Below are 21,675 nucleotides of genomic sequence, written 5' to 3'. Positions count from 1 at the left end.
GCGGACGTCCCTAATTCTTATACTGGTTGTTCCACATCTCGATCTGCTGTTCGAGATAGGATTGCGTCGCCTTGAACGCGGCCAGCTTGGCATCGAGCGCGCCATATTGCTTCTCGAGCCGCTTGCGATAGATGTCCTCGCGCGCCTCGACCTTTTCGAGCTGCTCGGCGAGCGACGCCCGGCGGGCGTCGAGCATCGACGTGGCGCGGCCGAGCACGCCGTCGCTGGCGACCGCCTTGTCGCGGATCGCGTCGAGCACGAAGGCGATGCCCGGATCGGTGGCCTCGGTGTGGGTGGCGTCGCGGCGCGGGTTGAACAGCGCCTCGACCGCGCCCGCGTCGCTGGCGAGCGCCTTTTCGAGCTTGGCGCTGTCGAGCGCGAGCAGGCCGTCCTTGGTCAGGCTGATCCCGATGTCGCTCAGCTTGTTGATGCTGCCGTGGCTGGTCAGGGTCTTGCTGACCAGGCTGCCGAGCTCGCTTTCGAGCTGGCGCAGCGACGTCGTTCCCCCCGCCAGGCTCGCCGCCGAGGTCAGGCTTTTCTTGAGCTGGTTGAAGACGTCGACGAAATCGCCCGCGGTCTGGCGGATCATGTCGAGCGGCCGGCTGGCGCCGATGTCGACCGGCTGGCCGGGCGCCGCCTTCTTGAGCGTCAGCGACAGGCCGGGCAGGACGTCGTCGATCGTGTTGCTCGGGCGGCTGAACGCGACGCCGTCGATGGTGAATTGCGCGTCGGCGGCGCTCTGGCCGAGCGTCATGGCGCCGCCGCTGCCATAGCCGAACGCGGCGAGCGCCGGGTCGGCGCCCGCGTCGGCGGACAGGGTGAAACCGTTCGCGGCGCCGCTCGCGCCCTTCAGGATCAGACGATAGCCGCCCTCGTCGGCGACGATCGACGCGGTGACGCCGCTGCCGCTTGCATTGATCGCGGTGGCGAGGCCGTCGAGGCTGTCGTTGGCGGCGTCGATGGTGATGCTGTGGTCGACGCCGCCGACGCTCAGCGTCATCGTCCCCTGGCCGATCGCGGCGGCCCGGTCGGCGACGACCCCCGAATAGGCGGTCTGCGCGCGCGCGAGCTGCGACACGGTGACGGTGGCGGCGAAGCTGTCGGCCTGAAGCCCGGCGCGCGCGCTGAGGCCGAGCATGCTGTCGTCGGAGACCGTCGGGCTGCTGCGCAGCGCGCCGTCGGCGATCATCTGACTCAGCGAATCGGCGAAGCCCTCGAGATCGGACTTCGCCTGCGCGACGGCGCTGATCCGCGCCTGGTTCTGTTGCGTCATCGTCGCGATGCGCGCGATCTTGGGTTCGCGCGAGGCGTTCGACAGGTCGGTGACGAGCTGCTTGATGTCGAGGCCCGAGCCGAAGCCGAGGCTGTTGGCGATTGAACTGACCATGGTGCGTTTCCTTCGCTCTGCTTAACGGCGGCGCGCGCGATTCCTTAAGCGCGCCGGCGGCGGTCAGGCGGCGCGGCGGCCATCGGGGTCGAAGCGATGCGACGACGGCACGTCGACCGCGGGCTGCGACCGCCCTTCGGCGACCGCGCGTTCGAGCTGGAAGACGAAGGCGAGCACCGTCGCCACCGCGACGAACAGTTCCTCGGGAATCACGCGGCCGGCGCGCGCGGTGAAATAGATGGCGCGGGTGAGCTGCGGATATTCGAGGATCGGCACCGCGGCCTCGCGCGCCAGCGTGCGGATCGACAGCGCGACGTCGCCGCGCCCGCGCGCGACCACGACCGGCGCGGCGTCGATGCCGGGGCGATAGCGCAGCGCGACCGAGAAATGGGTGGGGTTGGTGAGGACGACGGTCGCCTCGGTCACCGCCTTGCGCGCCGACCCGCTCAAAATGTCGTGGGCGCGCTGGCGCTGCGCCTGCTTCAGTTCGGGGGCGCCCTCGGTCTGGCGCATCTCCTCCTTCACCTCCTGCTTGCTCATCATCAGCTTGCGGTTGCGCTGATACCATTGCGCGGGAACGTCGATCAGCGCGATGACGACCAGCCCGCCCGCCATCGCGAGCATCGCCCGCGCGACCGCGCTCCCCGCCAGTCCCAGCGCGGCGTTGAGGTCGGTCGACGCCATCGTCATGATCGCCGGCAGGTTCACCGCGATCAGCTGATAGCCGATGGTGCCGAGCAGCAGCACCTTGGCGATCGACTTGGCGAGCTCGATCAGCCCCTGCATGCCGAAGATGCGCTTGATGCCGCTCAGCGGATTGATCCGGTTGCCCTTGAAGCCCAGCGCCTTGCCGCGCCAGCCGAGCGAGCCGAGCATCGCGGGGGCCGCGATGCTCGCGACCAGCGCGAGCGCGAACAGGCTGGCGAGCGGCAGCAGCACCTCGACCCCGTTGCGCAGCACCGCCTCGCCGGGCGCGAAATGCGCGACGTCGTCGGCGTCGAGCGTCAGCCCGCGCCGCACCAGCTCGCCCGCCGACCGGACGAGCCAGCCGCCCGCCGCGAACAGCCACCCCGCGCCGGCGAGCATCATCAGCGCCGTCGCCAGCTCGCGCGACATCAGCACATCGCCTTCGCGCGCCGCGTCGGCGCGTTTCTTCGGCGTCGGCTGTTCGGTCTTCTGGTCCTTTTCGGTGGTGCCCGACATCGTGTCAGCCCGCCGCGATCTGCCGCGCCATGTCGAGCGCGTCGGACAGGAAGCGCGCGATCGCCTCCGCCATCACCGGGGTCGCCATCGCGAGCAGCACGACGCCGGCGAGCAGCGTCGCGGGCAGGCCGACCGCGAACAGGTTCATCGCCGGCGCCGAACGTCCGATCACGCCCATGATCATCTGGACGAGGATCAGCACGAAGCCGACCGGCAGCGCGATCGTCAGCCCGGCGGCGAACATCAGGCTCGCAAAGCGCAGGATGCCGCCGATCGCGGCGAAGGAGGGAAAGGCGCCCCCCGGCGGCAGCGCGGTATAGCTGTCGACGATGATGCCGACGAGCAGCAGGTGGCCGTCGGCGGCGAGGAAGAGCGCGGTCGCCAGCATCGAGAGGAACTGGCCGATCGCCGAACTGGCGGTGCCGCTCAGCGGATCGATCATCGACGCGAAGCCGAGGCCCATCGCGTTGCTGATCGTCTCGCCGCCGAGCAGCGCGGCGGCGAGCCCCATCTGGAGCACGAAGCCGATGCCGAGCCCGATCACCACCTCGCCGACGATCAGCAGGAAGCCGGGCAGCGAGACGATTCCCTCGGCGGGAAGCGCAAGGCCCGAGGCGGCGACCGCGGGCACCCCGACCGCGAGCGCGACGATCAGCCGCAGCTGCACCGGCACATTGGCCGCGCCGAACACCGGCGCCGCCAGAAAGGCCGCGCCGGGGCGGATCATCCCCAGCATCCAGAGCTGGAGCATCGCCTCCACGTTCGGGATGTCGGCGGGGTCCATCGCGGCGCTAGCGGACGAGATTGGGTATCTGGGCGAACAGATCGCGGGTGAAGTCGGTGAGCAGCACGAGGATGCTGCTGCCGAAGATGGCGAGGCAGACCGCGGTGATGATCAGCTTCGGCACGAAGCTGAGCGTCTGTTCGTTGATCGAGGTCGCCGCCTGCACCATGCCGAGCAGCACGCCGACGACGAGCACCGGAATCAGGATCGGTGCGGCGGCGAGCGCCAGCACCCACAGCGACTGCTGCGCGACCCCGATGAAATAGTCCGCTTCCATGGTCAGGCCCTCAGGTTCCGAAGGAGGAGGCGAGCGAGCCCATCGTCAGCGCCCAGCCGTCGACGAGGACGAACAGCAGCAGCTTGAAGGGCATCGATATGACCGTCGGCGACAGCATCATCATGCCCAGCGACATCAGCGACGAGGCGACGATCAGGTCGATGACCAGGAAGGGCAGGAAGATCAGGAAGCCGATCTGAAACGCGGTCTTGAGCTCGCTGGTGACGAAGGCGGGGAGCAGGATCGAGAAGGGCACGTCCTTCGGGCTCGCGTAGGTCGGCGCCTTGGCGATCTTCGCGAACATCATCAGGTCGGTCTTGCGCGTCTGCTGCATCATGAAGCCGTGCAGCGAATCGCCCGAACGGACCAGCGCTTCGCCGATATCGATCTGTTCCTGGCCGTAGGGGGTGATCGCGACGCGGTTCACTTCGCTGATCACCGGCTGCATCACGAACAGCGACAGGAACAGGCTGAGCCCGACGAGCACCTGGTTCGGCGGCGTCTGCTGGAGCCCGAGCGCGTGGCGCAGGATCGACAGCACGATGATGATGCGCGTGAAGCTGGTCATCATCAGCAGCAGCGACGGCAGCACCGTCAGCAGGCTCATCAGGATGAGGATCTGGAGCGACAGCGTCAGCGGTCGCCCGTTGCCGCCGATCTCGCCGACCGCGCGGGTCAGCCCGTCGGCGGCCTGCGCATGCGCGGCGGGCGCCGCGGCGAGCAGCGCGACGCCGCCGGCGATCGCGGCGGCACGCAGCCAGCGGATGCGGCGGCGGGTCGTCCCGGCCGGATCAGCCGACATGAAAATCGCCCTGGCTGTTGTCGGCGAGGCGCGTGACCTGGCCGCGCGAGACCGAGAGCAGGATCCGCTGCCCGGCGAATTCGACCACGGCGAGCTTGGTACCGGGGCCGAGCGGCAGCACGCCGACCATCTCGATCGGCCGCTCCTGCCTCGCTCCGGCCAGCGGGCCGCCCATCTGGACGCGCTTCCACAGCCACAGGCTGCCCCACGCCATGCCACCGACCAGCGGCAGCAGGATCAGCAGACGCAGGAGATATTCGAGCATCAGGCCCTCCGCTCGAAACCGCCGAGGCGATTGTCGGGGGCGACGACGTCGGCGATCTGGATGCCGTAGCGGCCGTCGACGCTGACGATCTCGCCCTTCGCGATCAGCGTGCCGTTGGCATAGATGTCGAGCAGGTCGTTCGCGGCGCGGTCGAGCTCGACGACGCTGCCCTCGGTCATCGCGAGCAGTTCGGCGAGCGTCATCGAGGTCGATCCGACCTCGACCGAAACGCGCAGCGAAACGCCCGCGAGCAGATCGAAATTGGGCGCCGCGCCGATACCGGCATCGCGGCGGTCGCGGCGCGCGGCGGGCGGGGCTTCTTCCAGGTCACTCATGGTCCGATCCTCTTTCGATTCGGTCGATCAATATGGCGGCGTTGCCATTGGCCTCGCCGATGCTGCCGACCGCGAAGTTCCGGCCAGCTATGGTTATCGGGACATGACGCGATATGGTTAACGGAATGATATCACCGACCTGCAGCGACAATAATTTCGTCAGGCTGATCTCGGGCCGCGCGAGGACCGAGCGCACCGGCAGGCGCACCCCGCGCAGCGTGCCGTCGAGCTTCGCCGCCCACACGGGGTCGGTCGCGGGATGGTCGTCGATCTCGGGAACCGGCTCGGCGCCCGCGATTCCGCGCAGCGCGGCGAGCGGATAGGCGCAGACGATCGTCTGGCCGTCGAACGGCGCGCCGCGCAGCGTGAAGCGCTGGACGAGCAGTTCGTCGTTGGCGCGCACCGCCGCGAGCTTCGCCGGATCGCAGGTCACGCAATCGAGTTCGGGTTCGATCCCCATCGTACCGCGCCACGCGACCGCGAGCTGCCGCCCCATGTCGCGGCCGATCCGCGCGGCGAATCGTTCCTCGGCGTCGGTCAGGTCCTCGCGGTCGCCCGCGAGCTGGCCCTTGCCGCCATAGAAGATGTCGACGAGCTGGAGGACGAGCCCGCGTCCGGCGCCGAGCAGCACCGGTCCCTTGAGCGGCGGCGCGTGATAGCGCCAGTGGATGCCGGGCGCGATCGACCCGCACCAGTCGGCGAAGCTCATGTGGCTGGCCGCCGCGCGCTCGACCTGCACCAGCGGCGCGCCGAGCGCGCGGATCAGGTCGCGCAGGCTGCGCGCGAACTGGTTGGCGATGCCGTCGAGCGCGGGAAAGGCATAGCTGCCCTCCGCCTTGCGCAGCAGCAGCGACGCCCTGGCTTCGGGCGCGGCGGTGGTGTGGGCGGCCTGCGTCACTGGATCACCAGGCTGGTGAAATAGACATTGTCGATGCCGCCGAAGCCTTCCTTCTCGCGCAGCACCTGGTTGATCGCGCCGGTGAGCTGGCGCTGAAGCTGCTGCTTGCCGCCCGATGTCGACAGCAGCGCCGGGTCCTGCTCGGCGAGCACCATCAGCACCGCCGAGCGGATCGGCACTTCCTGGCGCTTGATATTGGTGATGACCTTGCCGTCGTAGAAGGTCGACAGGCTGATCCCGACCTGCAGGAAGCCCGACCCGTCGGCCAGGTTGGTCGTGAAGCTGTCGGGCATCGGATAATAGGTGATCTCATATTTGCGCGGATCGATCTGGAAGCGGTCGTTGGGAACCGACACGGTTCCGACCTTCAGCGGCGCGTTCTTGCCGCCCTCGCCTTCGCCCTCGGCCGCGGCTTCGCTGCCGGCGCTGCGCAGCACCAGCTTGGGATAATGGTCCTCGGGCTTCGCGGCCTCGCTCGCGAGCCCGCCGCCCAGATAGATGCCGGCGCCGGTGCCCGCGCCGATCAGCACGACGGCGCCGATGCCCAGCATCAGCATCTTCTTCATCTTGCCGCCCTTTTTGGGCGTCTCGGTCTGTTCCTTGGACATGACCCTTTGTCCTTTCCTGATCAGGCGAACCGGCCGCGGCGATCGGCGGCTCGGTCGGTGTCGCGCGGCTCGGCGCGCTCGGTAGCGGTTTCGATGAGATGGGCGGTCTGGCCGGCGGGTTGATCGCCGCGGCCCTGGCCCTGCTGCGACTGGCGTCCGGTCTCCCCGGGGGTGCAGGTGACTTCGGCGCCGGCGACGCGCACGCCCTGCTGGCGCAGATCCTCGACCAGCCGGCTCTGCGCGGCGTGGACGATCGTCGCGGTCGCCTCATGCTGCGTGTCGAGCTTCAGCGTCACGCCCTCGTCGCCCTGGCGCATCGCGACGTCGAGCCGGCCGAGGTGACGCGGCATCAGGCGAAAGGCGATGTCACCATCGGACGATTTGGTCGCGGCGATGTCGGCGGCGAGCTGCGCGATCCAGCGATCGTCGCTGCCCATGTCGAGCGTGCGCTCGGCGACCGGGATGGGCTGCGCTGCCGGCGCGACACCCGTCGCGGCGGGGGCCGCCGGCTGGGTGAACAGCACCGTCATCGAAGCACCACCATCGGTCGCGGCGGGCTTCGGCGCCTGCGGATCGGCCGTTGGCGTCGCGTCGGGGCGGACGACGGCCGGCGTAACCGGGGTCGTGGGTGCCGCGTCGCGCGGTCCCGCAAAGTCCGGCGTCGGCGCGGCTGCGGCAGCGCCGGGCACCGGTGCCGCAGGCGCCGCAGTGGCGGGCGCAGGCGCGGATGCGTCAGCCTGTGCGGCCGTGAAGGGCAGCGTCGTCGCGGTAGTCGGCGTTTCGCCATCGGGGGGCGTCGGGACGGCTCCGTCCGTTTCGCCCTCGGCCGCGGCGGCATGAGTGCGAATCGGTGCCGCGTCGCGGCCGTCCTTGCCGGCAAAGACGGCGATCAGGCTGGCGGCCGCCTCGGCAGCGCGCCGGTCGGCGGCAACGGGGTTGTCCTCGGCCTCGACGGGCCGGCGGTGCGGCGGCGTCGTGCGGGTCGGCGCGGTTTCGACCTCGCCCTCGGCGACCTGCGCTGCGGGCGCCGGAGCGGGCTTTCCGGCGAGATCGGGTCGCGGACCTTCGGTCGACACGGGCTGGTCAGCTGTTGGCACCGCGGGCGCGCCTTCGGCCGGGGCGGCGTCCGCTTCGCCCAGCACGACGGGGGTTGGGATACACAAGGTGGTTTCGGCGTCCGCGATCGGCGCCGCTGCCGCGTCGGCGACGGGCGTGGCGGACGGCACAGCAGGCGATGCCGTGACGGCAGCGCCCGGCATGGCGGCGATCAACTCGTCGAACCCGCTCTCGCCGTCGCCCGCCGGAGCCTGGCCAATCGCCGCGAGGATCGCGGCGAGGCCCGGCTGCGTCGGTGTCTGGAGCAGGGCGGTGCTCATCATGCGGCGCCCCCCTCGATCAGGCGCAGGCTCATCGCGCGGCGGCGGAAGGGGCGGTTGGCGTCGCTGCGGCGTTCCATGTCGGCCTCGTCGGAGCGGCGGCTGCGTTCGTAGAGGCGCACCGCCGATTCCTCCTTGACCATCGCATGTTGCGCGCGCACGCCCATCTCGTCGCGGCGGGCGCTGGCGTGGCTGAGCGGCGCGGCGAGATTCTCCTTCGCCATGTCGAGCCGCATGCCGAGTTCGCCGACCGAATTGAGCGCGCGTCCCGCGACCGCGCCCTTCGCCATCGCGAGGTCGACGCGCAGCGTCTCGAGCCGCTGCGCCAGTTCGACGAGGCTCGCCAGCTCGCCCTTGGCGCGCGCCAGATTGGCCTCCGCCATCTGATGTTCGACGGAGCGCACGCGGATGATGCGTTTGCGGCGTGCGGTACGGGCGTTCATGCGGAATATCCTTCGACAAGGGACTGACGCGAGGTCTGGAAATCGACCTGCGCGGCGGCGGGTTGGGAAACGAATGCGAGTTGGTCGGCGCGGCGCGCGATGGCGGTATCGAGCACCGGGTCGCTGCCGGCGACGTAGGCGCCCATCAGCATCAGGTCGCGATTCTCCTCATAGGCGGACCAGAGCTGGCGAAAGCGCGCGGCGGCCGCGGCATGGTCGGGATCGACCGAATCGGCCATGGTGCGCGACAGCGAGCGCGCGACGTCGATCGCGGGATAGACGCCCTGTTCGGCGAGTTGGCGCGACAGGATGATATGGCCGTCGACGATCGCGCGGGCGCTGTCGACGACCGGATCATCGATGTCGCCGCCGTCGGCGAGCACGGTGTAGAGCGCGGTGATCGATCCGCCGGTCTGGCTGTCGTTGCCGGCGCGCTCGACGAGCGAGGGGATGAGCGCGAAGACCGAGGGCGGGTAACCCTTCATCGTCGGCGGTTCGCCCAGCGTCAGCCCGATCTCGCGCTGCGCGTGCGCGACGCGGGTCAGGCTGTCGATCAGCAGCAGCACCTTCTTGCCTTCCTGGCGGAACGCCTCGGCGATCGCGGTCGCGCGCATCGCGGCGCGCAGGCGGAGCAGCGGCGGATGGTCGGCGGGAACCGCGACGACGACCGATTTCTTGCGCACCGCGGGGGGCAGCTTGGTCTCGACGAAGTCGCTGACCTCGCGGCTGCGCTCGCCGATCAGCCCGACGACGATCACGTCGCATTCGGTGCCGGCGATCATCTGGCCCATCAGCACCGACTTGCCGACGCCCGATCCGGCGATGATCGCGACGCGCTGGCCCTCGCCGACGGTGAGCAGCCCGTTGATCGCGCGCACGCCCATGTTGAGCGGCTTCGTCACCCGGCCGCGGCGCAGCGGATTGACCTTGCGGCCGGCGAGCGGCCACTGGAATTGCGACTGCACCGGCGGGCGGCCGTCGAGCGGATGGCCCTGTGCGTCGATGATGCGGCCGAGCAGCGCCTTGCCGACCGCGACCATGCTGCTCGCGCCGTGCGGCTCGACCGGCGCGCCGGTGACGAGCGGCATGTTGGCGTCGAACGGCAGGACGAGGCTGCTCTGGCCGCGAAAGCCGACGACCTCGCCGTGAATCGGATCGCCCGTCGCCGACCTGATGCGGACATTGCTGCCGAGCGGCATCGGGAAACCCGATACTTCGAGCATGATCCCTTCGTGCGCGACGAGCGTGCCGATGCGCCGCGGCGAGGCGTGCGTCAGGTCGATCGGCCCGAGGAGCTGATGCGCGGTCATGGCGAGCCGGCGCGTCATGCGGCGGCGTCCTGGCTGCCCAGCGCGGCGCGCAGTTCGTCGAGATAGACGGCGCGGCCGTGCTCGATCCAGCCGGTCGAGGTTTCGATGCGCACGGTGCCGCGCATCATCGCGGCGTCGGCCTCGATCGGCAGCGCGATGCCGCTGCCCGACAGCAGCACGGCGTCGGCGGGGTTGACCCACAGCGTGCGCGCCTTGTCGGCCTCGGCGACCATCGCGGCGGCGATGTCGGCCTGCGTCTGCAGCCATTCGGCGTCGATCGGCGCGCTTTCGACGATCTGGCGGACCAGTCGCTCGACCGTCTCGGCGATGAGCTGCGCCAGTTCCTCGCTCGGTTCGTCCTGCAGCGCTTCGGCCGCGGCGACGAGCGCGAGGAGCTGATGGCGCTCGACCGCGAAGCCGGCCTCGGCGAGGCGCTGGCCTTCGGCCAGACCGCGCGCGAACGGATCGTCGGCGGGCTCGGCCTCGGCGGGTTCGGGGGCGGGCGGCGGGGCCTCGGCGGCGCGCGGCGCGGGACCGAGGTGCAGCGGGCGAAAGCCGCCGCCGCGCGCCTGGGCGGCCGCGAGCAGGACGGGGGTGAAGCCGGTTTCGACGGAGCGATCAGACATAATCGTCGGCTCCGCCCGCGATCACGATATCGCCGTTCGCGGCCATCTGGCGGACGATCTGCATGATCGCCTTCTGCGCCTCGTCGACGTCGGTGCGCTTGACCATCGTCATTTCGGCCATCTCGTCGCGGATCGTTTCCGCCGCACGCTTCGACATCGTCGACAGGCAGAGGTCGGCCATCGCCTCGTCCGAACCCTTGAGCGCGAGCGCGAGGTGGGCGGCGTCGACCGCGCGCAGGATGGTGCCGAGGCTGCGCATGTCGAGATCGCGCAGATTCTCGAAGATGAACATTTCCTCCTCGATCGTCTGGGCCAGCTGCTTGTCGTGCTTCTTGAGCGCGCGGATGGTGCGCTCGGACAGGTGACGGGGCATCACCTTCATGATCTTGGCGACGTCGCTCGGCCCGCCGATCGGCTGCTTCGCGACGCGCTGCCCGCCGACATTGGCGGCGGAGAGCACCGCTTCGAGATCCTCGATCGCGGCGACCGGGACGGCGGTGAGCTGCGCCGCGCGCAACACGAGGTCGGCCTGGAGCAGTTCGTCGAGCGATTCGATCGCGCGCGCCGCCACGTCGGGAACGAGCACCGACAGGATCAGCGCGCCGACTTGCGGATGTTCGCTCGCGAGCAGCGCGCTGATCGCCTCGACATCCATCCAGCGCAGCATCTCGAGCGATGCGGCGCTCGACTGCGGCGCGACGGCGGAGAGGATATTGTCGGCGCGGACGTTGCCGACCGCCTGATTGATCACCGCGCGGATGCGGGTGTCGGCACCGACCGCGAGCGCGCTGACGTTGCGGCTGCGCGTCACGAAGCGGTCGAGCGCCTGCTCGATCTGCACTTCCGACGCGTTCGCGGTGTCGAACATCGACTTGGCGAGCTGGCGCACCTCGTCGGGATCGAGATGCTTGAGGATCGTCGCCGCCTCGCTTTCGTCGAGCAGCATCAGCAGGATTGCCGCAGCCGACGACCCGTCGATCGCGGGACGGACCTCCACCGGCGGGGCGATCTCGGCGTCGAGGACATCAGCCACGGGCCGCCTCCTGCATCAGCTGGCGGACGACGAGCGCGGCGCGCTGCGAATCCTGGCGGACGAAGGCGCGCACCAGATTGGCGCGCGCTTCATAGCTCGGCGCCGCCTCGATCATCTCCAGCGTGATCTCGCGGTTCGCACGCTGCGCATCGGGCGCGGCGAGCGCGGGACCGCTCTCGGTGGCGGCGAGCAGGCTTTCCTCGATCGCCGCGTCGCGCTCGGCACGCGCGGCGGTGCGCGCCTTCGCCGCCTTGATCAGCGGCCGGCCGACGAACAGGAAGGCGAGCAGGGCAGCGAGGATCGCGCCGGCCTGCTTGACCAGCGGCAGGAACCAGGCCTGATCGTAGAAGGCGGGGGCGCTGTCCTCGACCTTGGCGAAGGGACGCTGGCTGATCGCGACCATGTCGCCGCGCGTCTGATCATATCCGATCGCGCCCTTCACCAGCCCGTCGATCTTGGCGATGTCGCCCTGGCTCAGCGCCTTCTGTCCCTGGTTGAGCGCAACCGCGACCGAGACGCGGCGCAGACGGCCCTGCGGGCTGTGCGTCACCGAAATCTCGCGGCCGACCTCATAGGCGCGGGCGGCATTCTCGTTGCTCTGGGTCGAGGCGGCAGGCGCCCCGGCCGGCGCCGCCTCGGGCGCCTGCGACAGGGTGGTGGCGGGCGGCGGCTGGTTCGACAGCGCGCCGGGGATGCCGACCGCGGGCGGGGTGCCCTGGCCGCTCACGGTGCGCGTCACCTGCTCGCTGCGCAGCGCGCGATCATTCTCGGGAAAGCTTTCGCGCGTCGCCTGGCTTTCGGACATGTCGATGTCGGCGTGGACCTCGACGCTGTAGTTGCCGGCGCCGAGCATCGGCCCGAGCAGCGTTTCGAGCGCGCGGCGGAAGCGGTCCTCGATCTGCGTCTGGAGCTGAAAGGCCTTCATGTCGCCGCTCGTCGCGCCGTCGGACAGCAGCGCGCCGCGCTGGTCGATCACCTGCACCTGGTCGGCGTTCATGCCGGGCACCGACGAGGCGACGAGGAAGCGGATCGCCTGCACCTGCCCCTCGGACAGCGAGCGGCCGTTCTGCAGCGTCAGCATCACCGACGCGGTCGCGGGCTTGTCATCGCGGACGAACAGGCTCGGCTCGGCGGCGGCGATATGGACGCGCGCGCTGCGGACCGCGTCGATCGTCTCGATCGTCCGCGACAGGTCGGCCTCGCGCGCCGAGCGCAGCGTTTCGCCCTCGATCGCGCGGCTCGATCCCATCGGCAGCGCGGCGATCAGGCTGTCGCCGCTCGGCTGCGCGCGCGGCAGGCCCTGGCCGGCGAGCGCGATGCGCGCCTGATAGAGCTTGTCGGCATCGACGGTCAGCGCGCCGGTCGCGGGGTCGATGCTGTGGGCGATACCCTGCGTCTGCAGCGCGTCGGCGACCGCCGCCTTGTCGGCGTCGTCGAGCCCGGCGAAGAGCTGGGTCTGCGGCGCGGCCGAGGTCATGAACCAGGCGAGCGCGGCGATGCCGATCGCGGTGCTGGTGGCGATCGCGGGCAGCGCGCGCTGGACCGCGGGCTGGCGGATGAATTGCTGGACGGGCGCGAACCGGCCGCCCATCGCGGGGACGGGCAGGCGGTTGGCGGTTTCGACGGGGGTCAGGACTTGGGCTTCGGCCATGGGTTACACCGGCATGTTCATGATGTCGCGATAGGCGGAGAGCAGCTTGTTGCGGACCTGCAGGGTCGTCTCGAAGCCGAGCGAGGCCTTCTGCCGCTCGATCATCACGCTGACGATGTCGTGCGTGTCGCCGCGTTCATAGGCTTCGCTGACGTCGCTCGCCCGATGCTGCTGGGCGTTGACCTGTTCGAGCGCGGCCGAGATCGCCGACCCGAAATCGGGCTTCCCTTCCGCGGCGCCGCCCGCGTCGATGCCGCCGCGGCCCGCGGCGCGCTGCAGCGCCTGGTTCTGATTGAGGATCGAGCTGCGCATCTGCAGCAGTCGGCTCTGATCGATGGTGCTCATTCGCTCTCATCCGGTTCCGTCGTGGCGCGGCGCGCCGCACGCCAAAGAACAATGCAAGGCGCGTGCCAGAATATTTATCGGCTGATTTTCAGTGATTTGATCGGATGCCGACAGGCTTGACGCCGCGTCCGACATTTTTTTGACACCGCGGCTTAATCCGACCCGCGCTCCGCCGTTACTGGCTTCGTGACCGCTCGCTGAGCCCTCACACCACGGGAACGGCCTCTCGGCCTGAAAGGATTAACATGACTGTCATCAACACCAATGTGAGCGCGCTGCGGGCCCAGAACAGCTCGCGTGTTGCCAATCAGATGCAGGCCACCGCGATGGAACGCCTGTCGAGCGGCAAGCGCATCAACAGCGCGAAGGACGACGCCGCCGGCCTCGCCATCGCGACCCGCATGAACGCGGCGTCGCGCGGCATGAGCCAGGCGATCCGCAACGCCAACGACGGCATCTCGCTGGCGCAGACCGCCGACAGCGCTGCCGGCAGCGTCGCCGACATCCTCGTCCGCATGCGCGAACTGGCGCTTCAGGCGTCGAACGGCACGCTGGGCGACAACGACCGCAAGGCGCTCCAGACCGAATTCACGGCGCTGAAGGATCAGATCAACGACGTCGTCAATCGCACCACCTTCAACGACAACAAGCTGTTCGGCGCCAACCCCGGTGCCGGCACCGGCGCCGAGGTCATCACGCCCGCCAGCTTCGATATCCAGACCGGTCTCAACAAGACCGAGACGGTGACCATCAAGCTTGGCGATCTTCACGCCAATGCGCTGGGTACGGGTGCGACGGCGACCGCCACGCCGGCGGCCGGCAAGTCGGTTGCCGACATCGACCTGTCGCTGGCGGCGTCGACGGCATCAAAGTCCGATGCAAAGGATGCGCTGAAGATCCTCGACGACGCGATCCAGACGGTGGCGACCGAGCGTGCCAACCTGGGTGCGCAGCAGAACCGCCTCGACGCGGCGGTCAACAATCTGACCTCGGGCGTCACCAATCTGGCCGACTCGAAGTCGCGTATCGAGGACGCCGATTTCTCGGCCGAATCGACCAACCTCGCGGCTGCCGGCATCCTCGCCCAGGCCTCGACGGCGATGCTCGCCCAGGCGAACCAGAGCCAGCAGGGCGTGATGAACCTGTTGCGCTAAGCGCCGCAAGACTGATTTTCAGGCCGACTTTGGTTGGTCCCTTATTGGCCTGATCCAGACGCCCCGGTCTCCCCACGACCGGGGCGTCTTTTTTTGATGTATCGGCTTAATCCGCGCAGCATCCCGCCGTTACCTCATCCGTGACCGCTCGCCGAGCCATCACACCACGGGAATGGCCTCTCGGCCGGAAAGGAACAACATGACTGTCATCAACACCAATGTGAGCGCGTTGCGCGCGCAGAACAGCTCGCGTGTTGCCAATCAGATGCAGGCCACTGCGATGGAACGCCTGTCGAGCGGCAAGCGCATCAACAGCGCGAAGGACGATGCCGCCGGCCTCGCCATCGCGACCCGCATGAACGCGGCGTCGCGCGGCATGAGCCAGGCGATCCGCAACGCCAACGACGGCATCTCGCTGGCGCAGACCGCCGACAGCGCTGCCGGCAGCGTCGCCGACATCCTCGTCCGTATGCGCGAACTGGCGCTTCAGGCGTCGAACGGCACGCTTGGCGACAACGACCGCAAGGCACTCCAGACCGAATTCACGGCGCTGAAGGACCAGATCAACGACGTCGTCAATCGCACCACCTTCAACGACAACAAGCTGTTCGGCACCAATGGCGGCGCGAACACGGCCACCACCGCTGCCAGCTTCGATATCCAGACGGGTCTCAACAGTGGTGACGAGGTGACGATCACGATCGGCGATCTGCATGCCAACGCGCTGGGCACGGTTGCGACGGCAGGCAATACGCCGGTTGCCGGTAGCTCGGTTGCCGACATCGACCTGTCGCTGACCACCGTGACGGCCGGTAAAGCCGACGCCAAGGACGCGCTGAAGATTCTCGACGACGCGATCCAGACGGTGGCGACCGAGCGTGCCAACCTGGGTGCGCAGCAGAACCGCCTCGACGCGGCGATCAACAATCTGACGTCGGGCGTCACCAATCTGGCGGACTCGAAGTCGCGTATCGAGGACGCCGACTTCTCGGCCGAATCGACCAACCTCGCGGCCGCCGGCATCCTCGCCCAGGCCTCGACGGCGATGCTCGCCCAGGCGAACCAGAGCCAGCAGGGCGTGATGAACCTGTTGCGCTAAGACATCGCACGACTGATTTTCAGGCCGACTTTGGTTGGTCCCTTATTGGCCTGATCCAGACGCCCCGGTCTCCCCACGACCGGGGCGTCTTTCGTTTGGATTCGCGCGGTGGCGCCGGGGCGATGGGGGTGGAGCCTGTGTAAGGCTTGTGTGTCCCCGCGCAGGCGGGGACACAGAGCGATCCGACGCCGACCTTGGCGCTATCCGCTCTGGGCTCCCGCCTGCGCGGGAGCACGGGGCTTTTCAGTCGGGGACATCGCCCGGCGCGACCGTATCCCTGCCTTTGCGCCGCTGCGCGAATATTCTCAGCCTCCATGCTGTCAATGGAAATCGCGTGATTTGGGCAGGATGCGGACGTTGCGCGGATGGCCCGGGCGCGGCATCGGCGCCTGCGGCGCGGCGTTGCCCAGCGCGTCGAGCATCGCGGTGCGATCGACGATGCGGCTTGCCATCAGGTGGACGACGCCTTCGCGGCTGCGTTGCACCTCGCCCTCGACCAGCATCAGCCGCGACGCCATGACGGCGCGGCGATAGCGCTCGAAGTGGCGCGCCCACAGCAGCACATTGACGATCCCGCCCTCGTCCTCGAGCGTGATGAAGATCGCATTCCCCTTGCCCGGCCGCTGGCGGATCAGCACGACCCCCGCGGTGCGGACGATCCGCCCGTTCTTCGCCGCCGCGGCCTCCGTGCAGCTCAGCACGCCCTCGCCGGCGAAGGCGCGGCGCAGAAAGGCCATCGGATGCCCTTTCAGCGACAGGCGCGTCGTCTGATAATCGGTGAGGACATGCTCGACGAGCGGCGTCGGCGGCAGATCGGCCTCCGCCTCCGGCCCCAGCTCGTCCGCCCCGGCGGCGTCGAACAGCGGCAGCACCCCCTGCCGCACCCTTCGCGCGTTCCACAATGCCGGACGCCGTTCGAGTTCCATCGAGCGGCACGCGTCGGCCTCCGCCAGCAGACGCAGCGCGCGCGGCGGCAGGCCGGTGCGCCGCGCCAGATCCTCGACGCTGACGAACGGGGAGGCAAGGGGCGTGGTGCGCACCTCGACAAGCCGCTGCGCCCACGCCTCGCGGAACCCGTCGACCTGCCGGAAACCGAGCCGCAGCGCGAGGCGGCCGTCGTCCCGACGTTCGAGGCTGTTGTCCCACCCGCTGGCGTTCACGTCGGCCGCGCGCACCTCGACCCCATGCGCACGCGCGTCGCCGACAAGCTGTGCGGGGGCATAGAAGCCCATCGGCTGCGAGTTCAGGATGCCGCAGGCGAAGACGGCGGGGTGATAATGCTTGATCCACGAGGAAACATAGACGAGCCGCGCGAAGGACTGGGCATGGCTTTCGGGAAAACCATAGCTGCCGAAACCCTCGATCTGCTTGAAGCAGCGTTCGGCGAAATCCTGTTCATAGCCGCGCCGCACCATGCCGCCGATCATCTTTTCGCGGAAATCGTCGATCGTGCCGACGTTGCGGAAGGTCGCCATCGCCCGGCGCAGACCGTTCGCTTCCTCAGGCGTGAAGCCCGCCGCGACCATCGCCAGCTTCATCGCCTGTTCCTGGAACAGCGGAACGCCGAAGGTTTTCCTGAGGACGTCGCGGAGTTCGTCCGGATCGTGAGGAGGGGCGGGAGAAGGGAATGTGACCTCCTCCTCCTTATTCCGCCGTTTCAGATAGGGGTGGACCATATCGCCCTCGATCGGGCCGGGGCGCACGATCGCGACCTGCACGACGAGATCGTAGAACTCCTTGGGCTTCAGCCGTGGCAGCATGTTGATCTGCGCGCGGCTTTCGACCTGGAAGACGCCGATGCTGTCGCCCTTTTGCAGCATCTTGTAGACGGCTTCGTCCTCGCATTCGATGTCGACCTCCAGCGTCCGGTCGCCCAGTCCATGCTCGCGCATCAGATCGAAGCATTTGCGGATGCAGGTCAGCATACCGAGCGCGAGCACGTCGACCTTCATCAGCCCGAGCGCGTCGATGTCGTCCTTGTCCCATTCGATGAAAGTGCGCTCCTCCATCGCGGCATTGTGGATCGGGACCAGTTCGTCGAGCCGCCCTTCGGTGAGCACGAAGCCGCCGACATGCTGCGACAGGTGGCGTGGAAGGCCCAGCAGTTCGCCGACGAAGCGGTGCAACCGCTCGATCTCGCCGTTCGCGGGGTCGAGTCCCGCCTCGACCAGCCGTTCGACGGGCACCTCCTGACCCCAGCTTCCCCAACTGGTGTCGGCGAGCCGCGCAGTGACGTCCTCGCTGAATCCCAGCGCCTTGCCGACCTCGCGGATCGTGCTGCGGGCGCGATAATGGATCACTGTCGCGGCGATCGCGGCGCGGTCGCGGCCATAGCGCTCGTAGATGTGCTGGATCACTTCCTCGCGCCGCTCATGCTCGAAATCGACGTCGATGTCGGGCGGCTCGTCGCGCTCGGCCGAGATGAAGCGCGAGAAGAGCAGTTCGTGCTTCATCGGATCGACCGAGGTGACGCCGAGCAGGAAGCAGACGATCGAATTCGCCGCCGATCCGCGCCCCTGGCACAGGATCGGCGGCTTTTGCGCACGCGCGAAGCGGACGAGATCGTGAACGGTCAGGAAATAATGGACATAGTCGCGGCGCCGGATCAGCCGCAGTTCGTTGCCGATCAACCGCCGGACCTTGGGCGGTAGCGGCACCCCATAGCGTTCTACCGCTGCGGTCTTCACCAGATGGTGGAGATAGGCGAACGGCTTCCACCCCGGCGGCACCGGTTCGTGCGGATAGTCGTAACGCAGTTCGTCGAGGCGAAAGCCGATGCGGGTGAGCAGCCGGCCGGTTTCGCGGATCGCCCGCGGATAGGGCTGGAACAGGCGTCGCATTTCGGCCGGCGCCTTCAGGTGGCGCTCGCCATTGGCGTGAAGCAGCCTGCCCGCCTTGTGGACGGTCGTGCCCTCGCGGATACAGGTGACGATATCGTGCAGCGGACGCTGCTCGCGCGTCGCATAGAGCGCGTCGTTGGTCGCGAGCAGCGGGACGCCCGCCGCGGCCGCCAGTCGGGCGCGCCGGTCGAGCCGCCGCGCGTCGGCGCCCGACCGTGGCATCGTCGCCGCGAGCCACACCGATTTCGGCCGCGCGCGCCGCAGCATACGGAGCAGCGCTTCGTCGCCATCCATCGCGATCAGCAGCAGGCCGTCCGAATGCGTGAGCAGATCGTCCAGATACAGGGTGCAGTCACCTTTCTGCGCGCGCAGGTTGCCGGTCGACAGCAGGCGGGTCAGCCGCCCCCATCCATGCCGGCTGACCGGATAGGCGACGATATCGGGCGTGCCGTCGGCGAAGACGAGCCTTGCCCCGACGACGAGACGGAATCCCGCCACGCTTTCGGGCTGCTTGACCTCCAGCTCCTTCAGGAACGCCCAGGCGCGTACCACCCCCGCGACGCTGTTGCGGTCGGCGATGCCGATCCCCGCCATGCCGAGTTCGATCGCGCGCCCCACCATCTCCGCGGGATGTGCGACGCCGCGCAGGAAGCTGTAGCCGGTCGCGGCGACCAGTTCGGCGAAACCCGGTTCGGGCGGCGGTTCGGGGGTGGAGGTCTCGCTCATGCGAACAGCCCGTGGATATACCAGCGCGGCCCGTCCTTTTCGTCGTAGAGGCCGTGGCGGAACAGCCAGTAGCGGCGGCCCTGCACATCCTCGACGCGGTAATAGTCGCGTGTCAGCCCCTTGTTGTCGCGGCGGCGCCACCATTCGGCGGCGATGCGTTCGGGCCCTTCGTACAGGCGCACCGCGTGCAGCGCGCGGCGCCAGCGAAAGCGCTGCGGCGGCCCGTCGGGCACCTCGGCGATCACCTCGATCGGCTGCGGCGGATCGAAGAGGTAGAAGGGGCGTTGCGGCGGCTCGCCGTCGGGCGCCGCGGGCCAGGGCTGCGGCGGCGCGGCGCCGGTCGCGGGCAGTTCGAGCTGCGCCTGCTCGGGAATATGGGTGTCGGCGGGGCGAAGGCGGCGCACGCGGCCGCGCCCGAGCCGTACCGCGAGGCGGTCGGCCAAATCCTCGATCGCCGCGCGGCGCACCGCCCCGCCTTCGAGCCGCAGCTGGCTCGCGCCGAGCGCCTCGAGCCGCGGCACCGCCAGCCGGATCATGTCGAAGCCGAAGCCGGGATCGATCGGGTCGCGCAGGCCATCGATGCGCTCGGCGAACAGCCGCATCACCAGCGCCGGATCGCGGGTCGGTCGGCCGGTCTCGACCGCGATCGTCCGGGCGAGGCCGTCGCTGCGGAAGAAGGTGGCGTGGAACGCGCGGCCGCCCTTGTCGCGCGCGCGCATCTCCGCGATCGCCTCGGCGGTCAGTTCGGCGAGCACCGTCGTTGCATGCGCCGTGCTTGCGACCGGTTCGGCGAAACGGCGCGCGGCGGCGACGGGCGGCGGCGTCCGGCGCGGCGCGAGCGGGCTCGGCGCATCGCCGAGGATGCGGCGCAGCTTCCCGGCCGCTTCGGCGCCGAAGCGCGCGGCGATCGACGCCATCGGCCGGCTTGCGAGATCGCCGATCGTCCGCAGCCCGGCGCGCAGCAGCGCGCGCGTTGCCTCGCCTTCGAGGTCGAGCGCCGCGACGGGCAGGCGCCGGACCGCCGCCGCTTCGTCGGGCGCGGGCGGGGCCGGGTGGCGCGTCAGCGCGCGGGCGGCATCGGCGGTGGGGCCGAGCGCGGCGCGCACCGTCATCCCGAGCCGGTCGAGCCGCGACTCGACATCGGCGACCAGCGCCGCTTCGCCGCCGAACAGGTGCGCGCATCCCGCGATGTCGAGGATCAGCCCGTCGGGAGGATCGAGCGCGACGAGCGGCGTGTAGCGCCCGCATCCCTCGGCGATCCGGTCGAGCCAGAGCAGGTCGCCCGCCGGATCGTGTGCGGCCACGGCGAGGTCGGGCACGCGCGCCCGCGCGTCGGCGAGCGGCAGGCCGGGGACCAGTCCCAACGCCTCGGCATCGGCGCCGACGCTCGCGAGACACAGCGCCCCGCGCCGCTTTTCGGCGAAGACGAGCGGGGCGTCAGGCGGCCGCGGCGCGGTGCGCGACAGACGCTCGGCGGGAAGATAGGGGAAGAAGAGCGCCAGATAGCGCCGCGTCCCCAAAGGCTCGTTCGTCACGGTTCCACTCCAGCCGCCAGCGCGCGCCCGCAGGGCCGGCGCGCCAGCGCAGCAATTCCAGGTCGAAGGCGGGCGCCCCCGGTGCCTGCGCCTCCAGTTCGCGCGACGGCGCGGCGGCCAGGCGCCAGCGCGTCTCGGCGATGCTCGGCACCGGCTCGGCGGCGAAGCGCAGCAGCAGCAGCACCGTTCCCGCGTCGCGCGCGCCGAGCGCGAGCCGCCGCCCCGCGGTCAGGTCGAGCGCCGCCAGTGCGCCGCGGCTTTCGACGACGACCGCCGCCGATCCGGGGCAGCGCACGGCATCGTTGGCGGCGGCGAGCAGCGCGGTCGCATCGCGCGCCTCGACGAGCAGCAGCCGGTTCGGATCGCCCCCCAGTTCGGCGAGGCCCGGCGCATAGAGATGCCCCTGACGCCGCGCGCCGTCCGCCGTGCGCAGCCACAGGACCGGCGCTTCGCCGGGCCCGCGCAGGGCGAGCAGCGCGGCGAAGGCGGCGGCACTGGCCGCATCGAGCGCGTCGGCGGCGAAGATTTCATGCGCTCGCCCCATCGCCAGCCCGCCGCCGAGCGCGGCATCGAATCCCGCATGCCCGCTCGTCAGCCACGCGCCGTCGCCGGGCGGCGCGCCGGCGGCGGCGATCCGGGCGATGCGGCGGCGCAGCCCGGCGAGAGGGGAGGACGAATCGCGCATGATATGTTCTCTATATGTTCTATTAGCGCGTGAGTCCCGCCGCTTGTCAAGACGGCGGGTGTGGGGGCGTTTTGAATAGGCTGCAAAGGCTCGGTCCCCCTCCCGCTTGCGGGAGGGGCGACGAGGCTTGCGAACTTGTTCGCTAGCCGCAGCGGGGTGGGCGAATGCAACGCCGCTGGCCCACCCCCGATCCCTCCCGCAAGCGGGAGGGGAGATAGGATGGACGCACGAAATTCATAATGATCCGCTTACCAAGGCCGCACGGGCTTGCTTCGCGTCTTCGTGCGAAAGGG

General features: G+C 69.6%; 21 protein-coding genes. 2 read left to right on the top strand and 19 right to left on the bottom strand.

Annotated features, from left to right (window positions below; all coding sequences use genetic code 11):
- Nucleotides 1–10 precede the first annotated feature (10 nt).
- The 16 genes from fliD to fliE form a co-directional block, all read right to left on the bottom strand.
- On the bottom strand, nucleotides 11–1,387 hold the full coding sequence (gene fliD, locus SGRAN_RS20630; protein WP_067186534.1) for a flagellar filament capping protein FliD: 1,377 nt from the start codon (nucleotides 1,385–1,387) through the stop codon (nucleotides 11–13).
- A 63-nt stretch (nucleotides 1,388–1,450) separates the two neighbouring features.
- Nucleotides 1,451–2,590 carry a flagellar type III secretion system protein FlhB gene (gene flhB / locus SGRAN_RS20625; protein ID WP_067186533.1) on the bottom strand — a complete coding sequence of 380 codons (1,140 nt, stop codon included), beginning with the start codon at nucleotides 2,588–2,590 and terminating at the stop codon, nucleotides 1,451–1,453.
- A 4-nt stretch (nucleotides 2,591–2,594) separates the two neighbouring features.
- Entirely contained in the window at nucleotides 2,595–3,374 is a 780-nt protein-coding gene (gene fliR, locus SGRAN_RS20620) for a flagellar biosynthetic protein FliR (protein ID WP_067186531.1), read from the bottom strand.
- 7 nt (nucleotides 3,375–3,381) lie between these two features.
- On the bottom strand, nucleotides 3,382–3,651 hold the full coding sequence (locus SGRAN_RS20615; RefSeq protein ID WP_067112359.1) for a flagellar biosynthetic protein FliQ: 270 nt from the start codon (nucleotides 3,649–3,651) through the stop codon (nucleotides 3,382–3,384).
- 10 nt (nucleotides 3,652–3,661) lie between these two features.
- Nucleotides 3,662–4,453 (bottom strand): flagellar type III secretion system pore protein FliP, encoded by a 792-nt coding sequence (fliP, locus tag SGRAN_RS20610; protein WP_104960135.1) that lies wholly within the window; start codon nucleotides 4,451–4,453, stop codon nucleotides 3,662–3,664.
- A complete protein-coding gene (locus SGRAN_RS20605) occupies nucleotides 4,443–4,718 on the bottom strand; it encodes a flagellar biosynthetic protein FliO (protein WP_067112356.1) in 276 nt (91 codons plus the stop codon). The genes fliP and SGRAN_RS20605 overlap by 11 nt, the downstream gene beginning before the upstream one ends.
- Nucleotides 4,718–5,053, bottom strand: a complete 336-nt coding sequence (fliN, locus tag SGRAN_RS20600; protein WP_067112354.1) for a flagellar motor switch protein FliN — start codon at nucleotides 5,051–5,053, stop codon at nucleotides 4,718–4,720. The genes SGRAN_RS20605 and fliN overlap by 1 nt, the downstream gene beginning before the upstream one ends.
- On the bottom strand, nucleotides 5,046–5,951 hold the full coding sequence (locus SGRAN_RS20595; protein WP_067186529.1) for a FliM/FliN family flagellar motor switch protein: 906 nt from the start codon (nucleotides 5,949–5,951) through the stop codon (nucleotides 5,046–5,048). Before SGRAN_RS20595 ends, fliN begins: the two co-directional genes overlap by 8 nt.
- Nucleotides 5,948–6,559 carry a flagellar basal body-associated FliL family protein gene (locus SGRAN_RS20590; RefSeq protein ID WP_067112348.1) on the bottom strand — a complete coding sequence of 204 codons (612 nt, stop codon included), beginning with the start codon at nucleotides 6,557–6,559 and terminating at the stop codon, nucleotides 5,948–5,950. Before SGRAN_RS20590 ends, SGRAN_RS20595 begins: the two co-directional genes overlap by 4 nt.
- Nucleotides 6,560–6,579: 20 nt before the next feature.
- Entirely contained in the window at nucleotides 6,580–7,938 is a 1,359-nt protein-coding gene (locus SGRAN_RS22430) for a flagellar hook-length control protein FliK (RefSeq protein WP_067186527.1), read from the bottom strand.
- Nucleotides 7,935–8,378, bottom strand: coding sequence for a hypothetical protein (locus SGRAN_RS20580; RefSeq protein WP_067186525.1), 444 nt, complete (start codon nucleotides 8,376–8,378; stop codon nucleotides 7,935–7,937). Before SGRAN_RS20580 ends, SGRAN_RS22430 begins: the two co-directional genes overlap by 4 nt.
- Nucleotides 8,375–9,706 (bottom strand): FliI/YscN family ATPase, encoded by a 1,332-nt coding sequence (locus tag SGRAN_RS20575; protein ID WP_067112339.1) that lies wholly within the window; start codon nucleotides 9,704–9,706, stop codon nucleotides 8,375–8,377. The genes SGRAN_RS20580 and SGRAN_RS20575 overlap by 4 nt, the downstream gene beginning before the upstream one ends.
- Nucleotides 9,703–10,314, bottom strand: a complete 612-nt coding sequence (locus SGRAN_RS20570; RefSeq protein ID WP_067186523.1) for a FliH/SctL family protein — start codon at nucleotides 10,312–10,314, stop codon at nucleotides 9,703–9,705. The genes SGRAN_RS20575 and SGRAN_RS20570 overlap by 4 nt, the downstream gene beginning before the upstream one ends.
- Nucleotides 10,307–11,347: a flagellar motor switch protein FliG gene (gene fliG, locus SGRAN_RS20565; RefSeq protein ID WP_067186521.1), complete on the bottom strand. Its 1,041-nt coding sequence runs from the start codon at nucleotides 11,345–11,347 to the stop codon at nucleotides 10,307–10,309. Before fliG ends, SGRAN_RS20570 begins: the two co-directional genes overlap by 8 nt.
- Nucleotides 11,340–12,998, bottom strand: a complete 1,659-nt coding sequence (fliF, locus tag SGRAN_RS20560; protein ID WP_067186519.1) for a flagellar basal-body MS-ring/collar protein FliF — start codon at nucleotides 12,996–12,998, stop codon at nucleotides 11,340–11,342. Before fliF ends, fliG begins: the two co-directional genes overlap by 8 nt.
- Nucleotides 12,999–13,001: 3 nt before the next feature.
- A complete protein-coding gene (fliE, locus tag SGRAN_RS20555; RefSeq protein ID WP_067186518.1) occupies nucleotides 13,002–13,343 on the bottom strand; it encodes a flagellar hook-basal body complex protein FliE in 342 nt (113 codons plus the stop codon).
- A gap of 245 nt (nucleotides 13,344–13,588) precedes the next feature.
- Here fliE and SGRAN_RS20550 point away from each other — a divergent pair, with 245 nt between their 5' ends.
- Both SGRAN_RS20550 and SGRAN_RS20545 read left to right on the top strand, forming a co-directional pair.
- Entirely contained in the window at nucleotides 13,589–14,497 is a 909-nt protein-coding gene (locus tag SGRAN_RS20550) for a flagellin N-terminal helical domain-containing protein (protein WP_067186516.1), read from the top strand.
- A 199-nt stretch (nucleotides 14,498–14,696) separates the two neighbouring features.
- Nucleotides 14,697–15,596, top strand: coding sequence for a flagellin N-terminal helical domain-containing protein (locus SGRAN_RS20545; RefSeq protein WP_067186514.1), 900 nt, complete (start codon nucleotides 14,697–14,699; stop codon nucleotides 15,594–15,596).
- A 320-nt stretch (nucleotides 15,597–15,916) separates the two neighbouring features.
- Here the strand turns inward: SGRAN_RS20545 and SGRAN_RS20540 are convergent, their stop codons facing one another.
- From SGRAN_RS20540 to SGRAN_RS23095, 3 genes are read right to left on the bottom strand one after another with little or no spacing between them, the layout of a single operon-like run.
- Nucleotides 15,917–19,162 (bottom strand): error-prone DNA polymerase, encoded by a 3,246-nt coding sequence (locus tag SGRAN_RS20540; RefSeq protein WP_067186512.1) that lies wholly within the window; start codon nucleotides 19,160–19,162, stop codon nucleotides 15,917–15,919.
- Entirely contained in the window at nucleotides 19,159–20,697 is a 1,539-nt protein-coding gene (locus tag SGRAN_RS20535) for a Y-family DNA polymerase (RefSeq protein WP_172709684.1), read from the bottom strand. The genes SGRAN_RS20540 and SGRAN_RS20535 overlap by 4 nt, the downstream gene beginning before the upstream one ends.
- Nucleotides 20,600–21,382, bottom strand: coding sequence for an ImuA family protein (locus SGRAN_RS23095; protein ID WP_076077358.1), 783 nt, complete (start codon nucleotides 21,380–21,382; stop codon nucleotides 20,600–20,602). Before SGRAN_RS23095 ends, SGRAN_RS20535 begins: the two co-directional genes overlap by 98 nt.
- Nucleotides 21,383–21,675: the final 293 nt, after the last annotated feature.

It is taken from the genome of Sphingopyxis granuli (genome assembly GCF_001559015.1).
Taxonomy (GTDB): domain Bacteria; phylum Pseudomonadota; class Alphaproteobacteria; order Sphingomonadales; family Sphingomonadaceae; genus Sphingopyxis; species Sphingopyxis granuli.
This window is presented reverse-complemented; position numbering and strand designations above follow the sequence as displayed.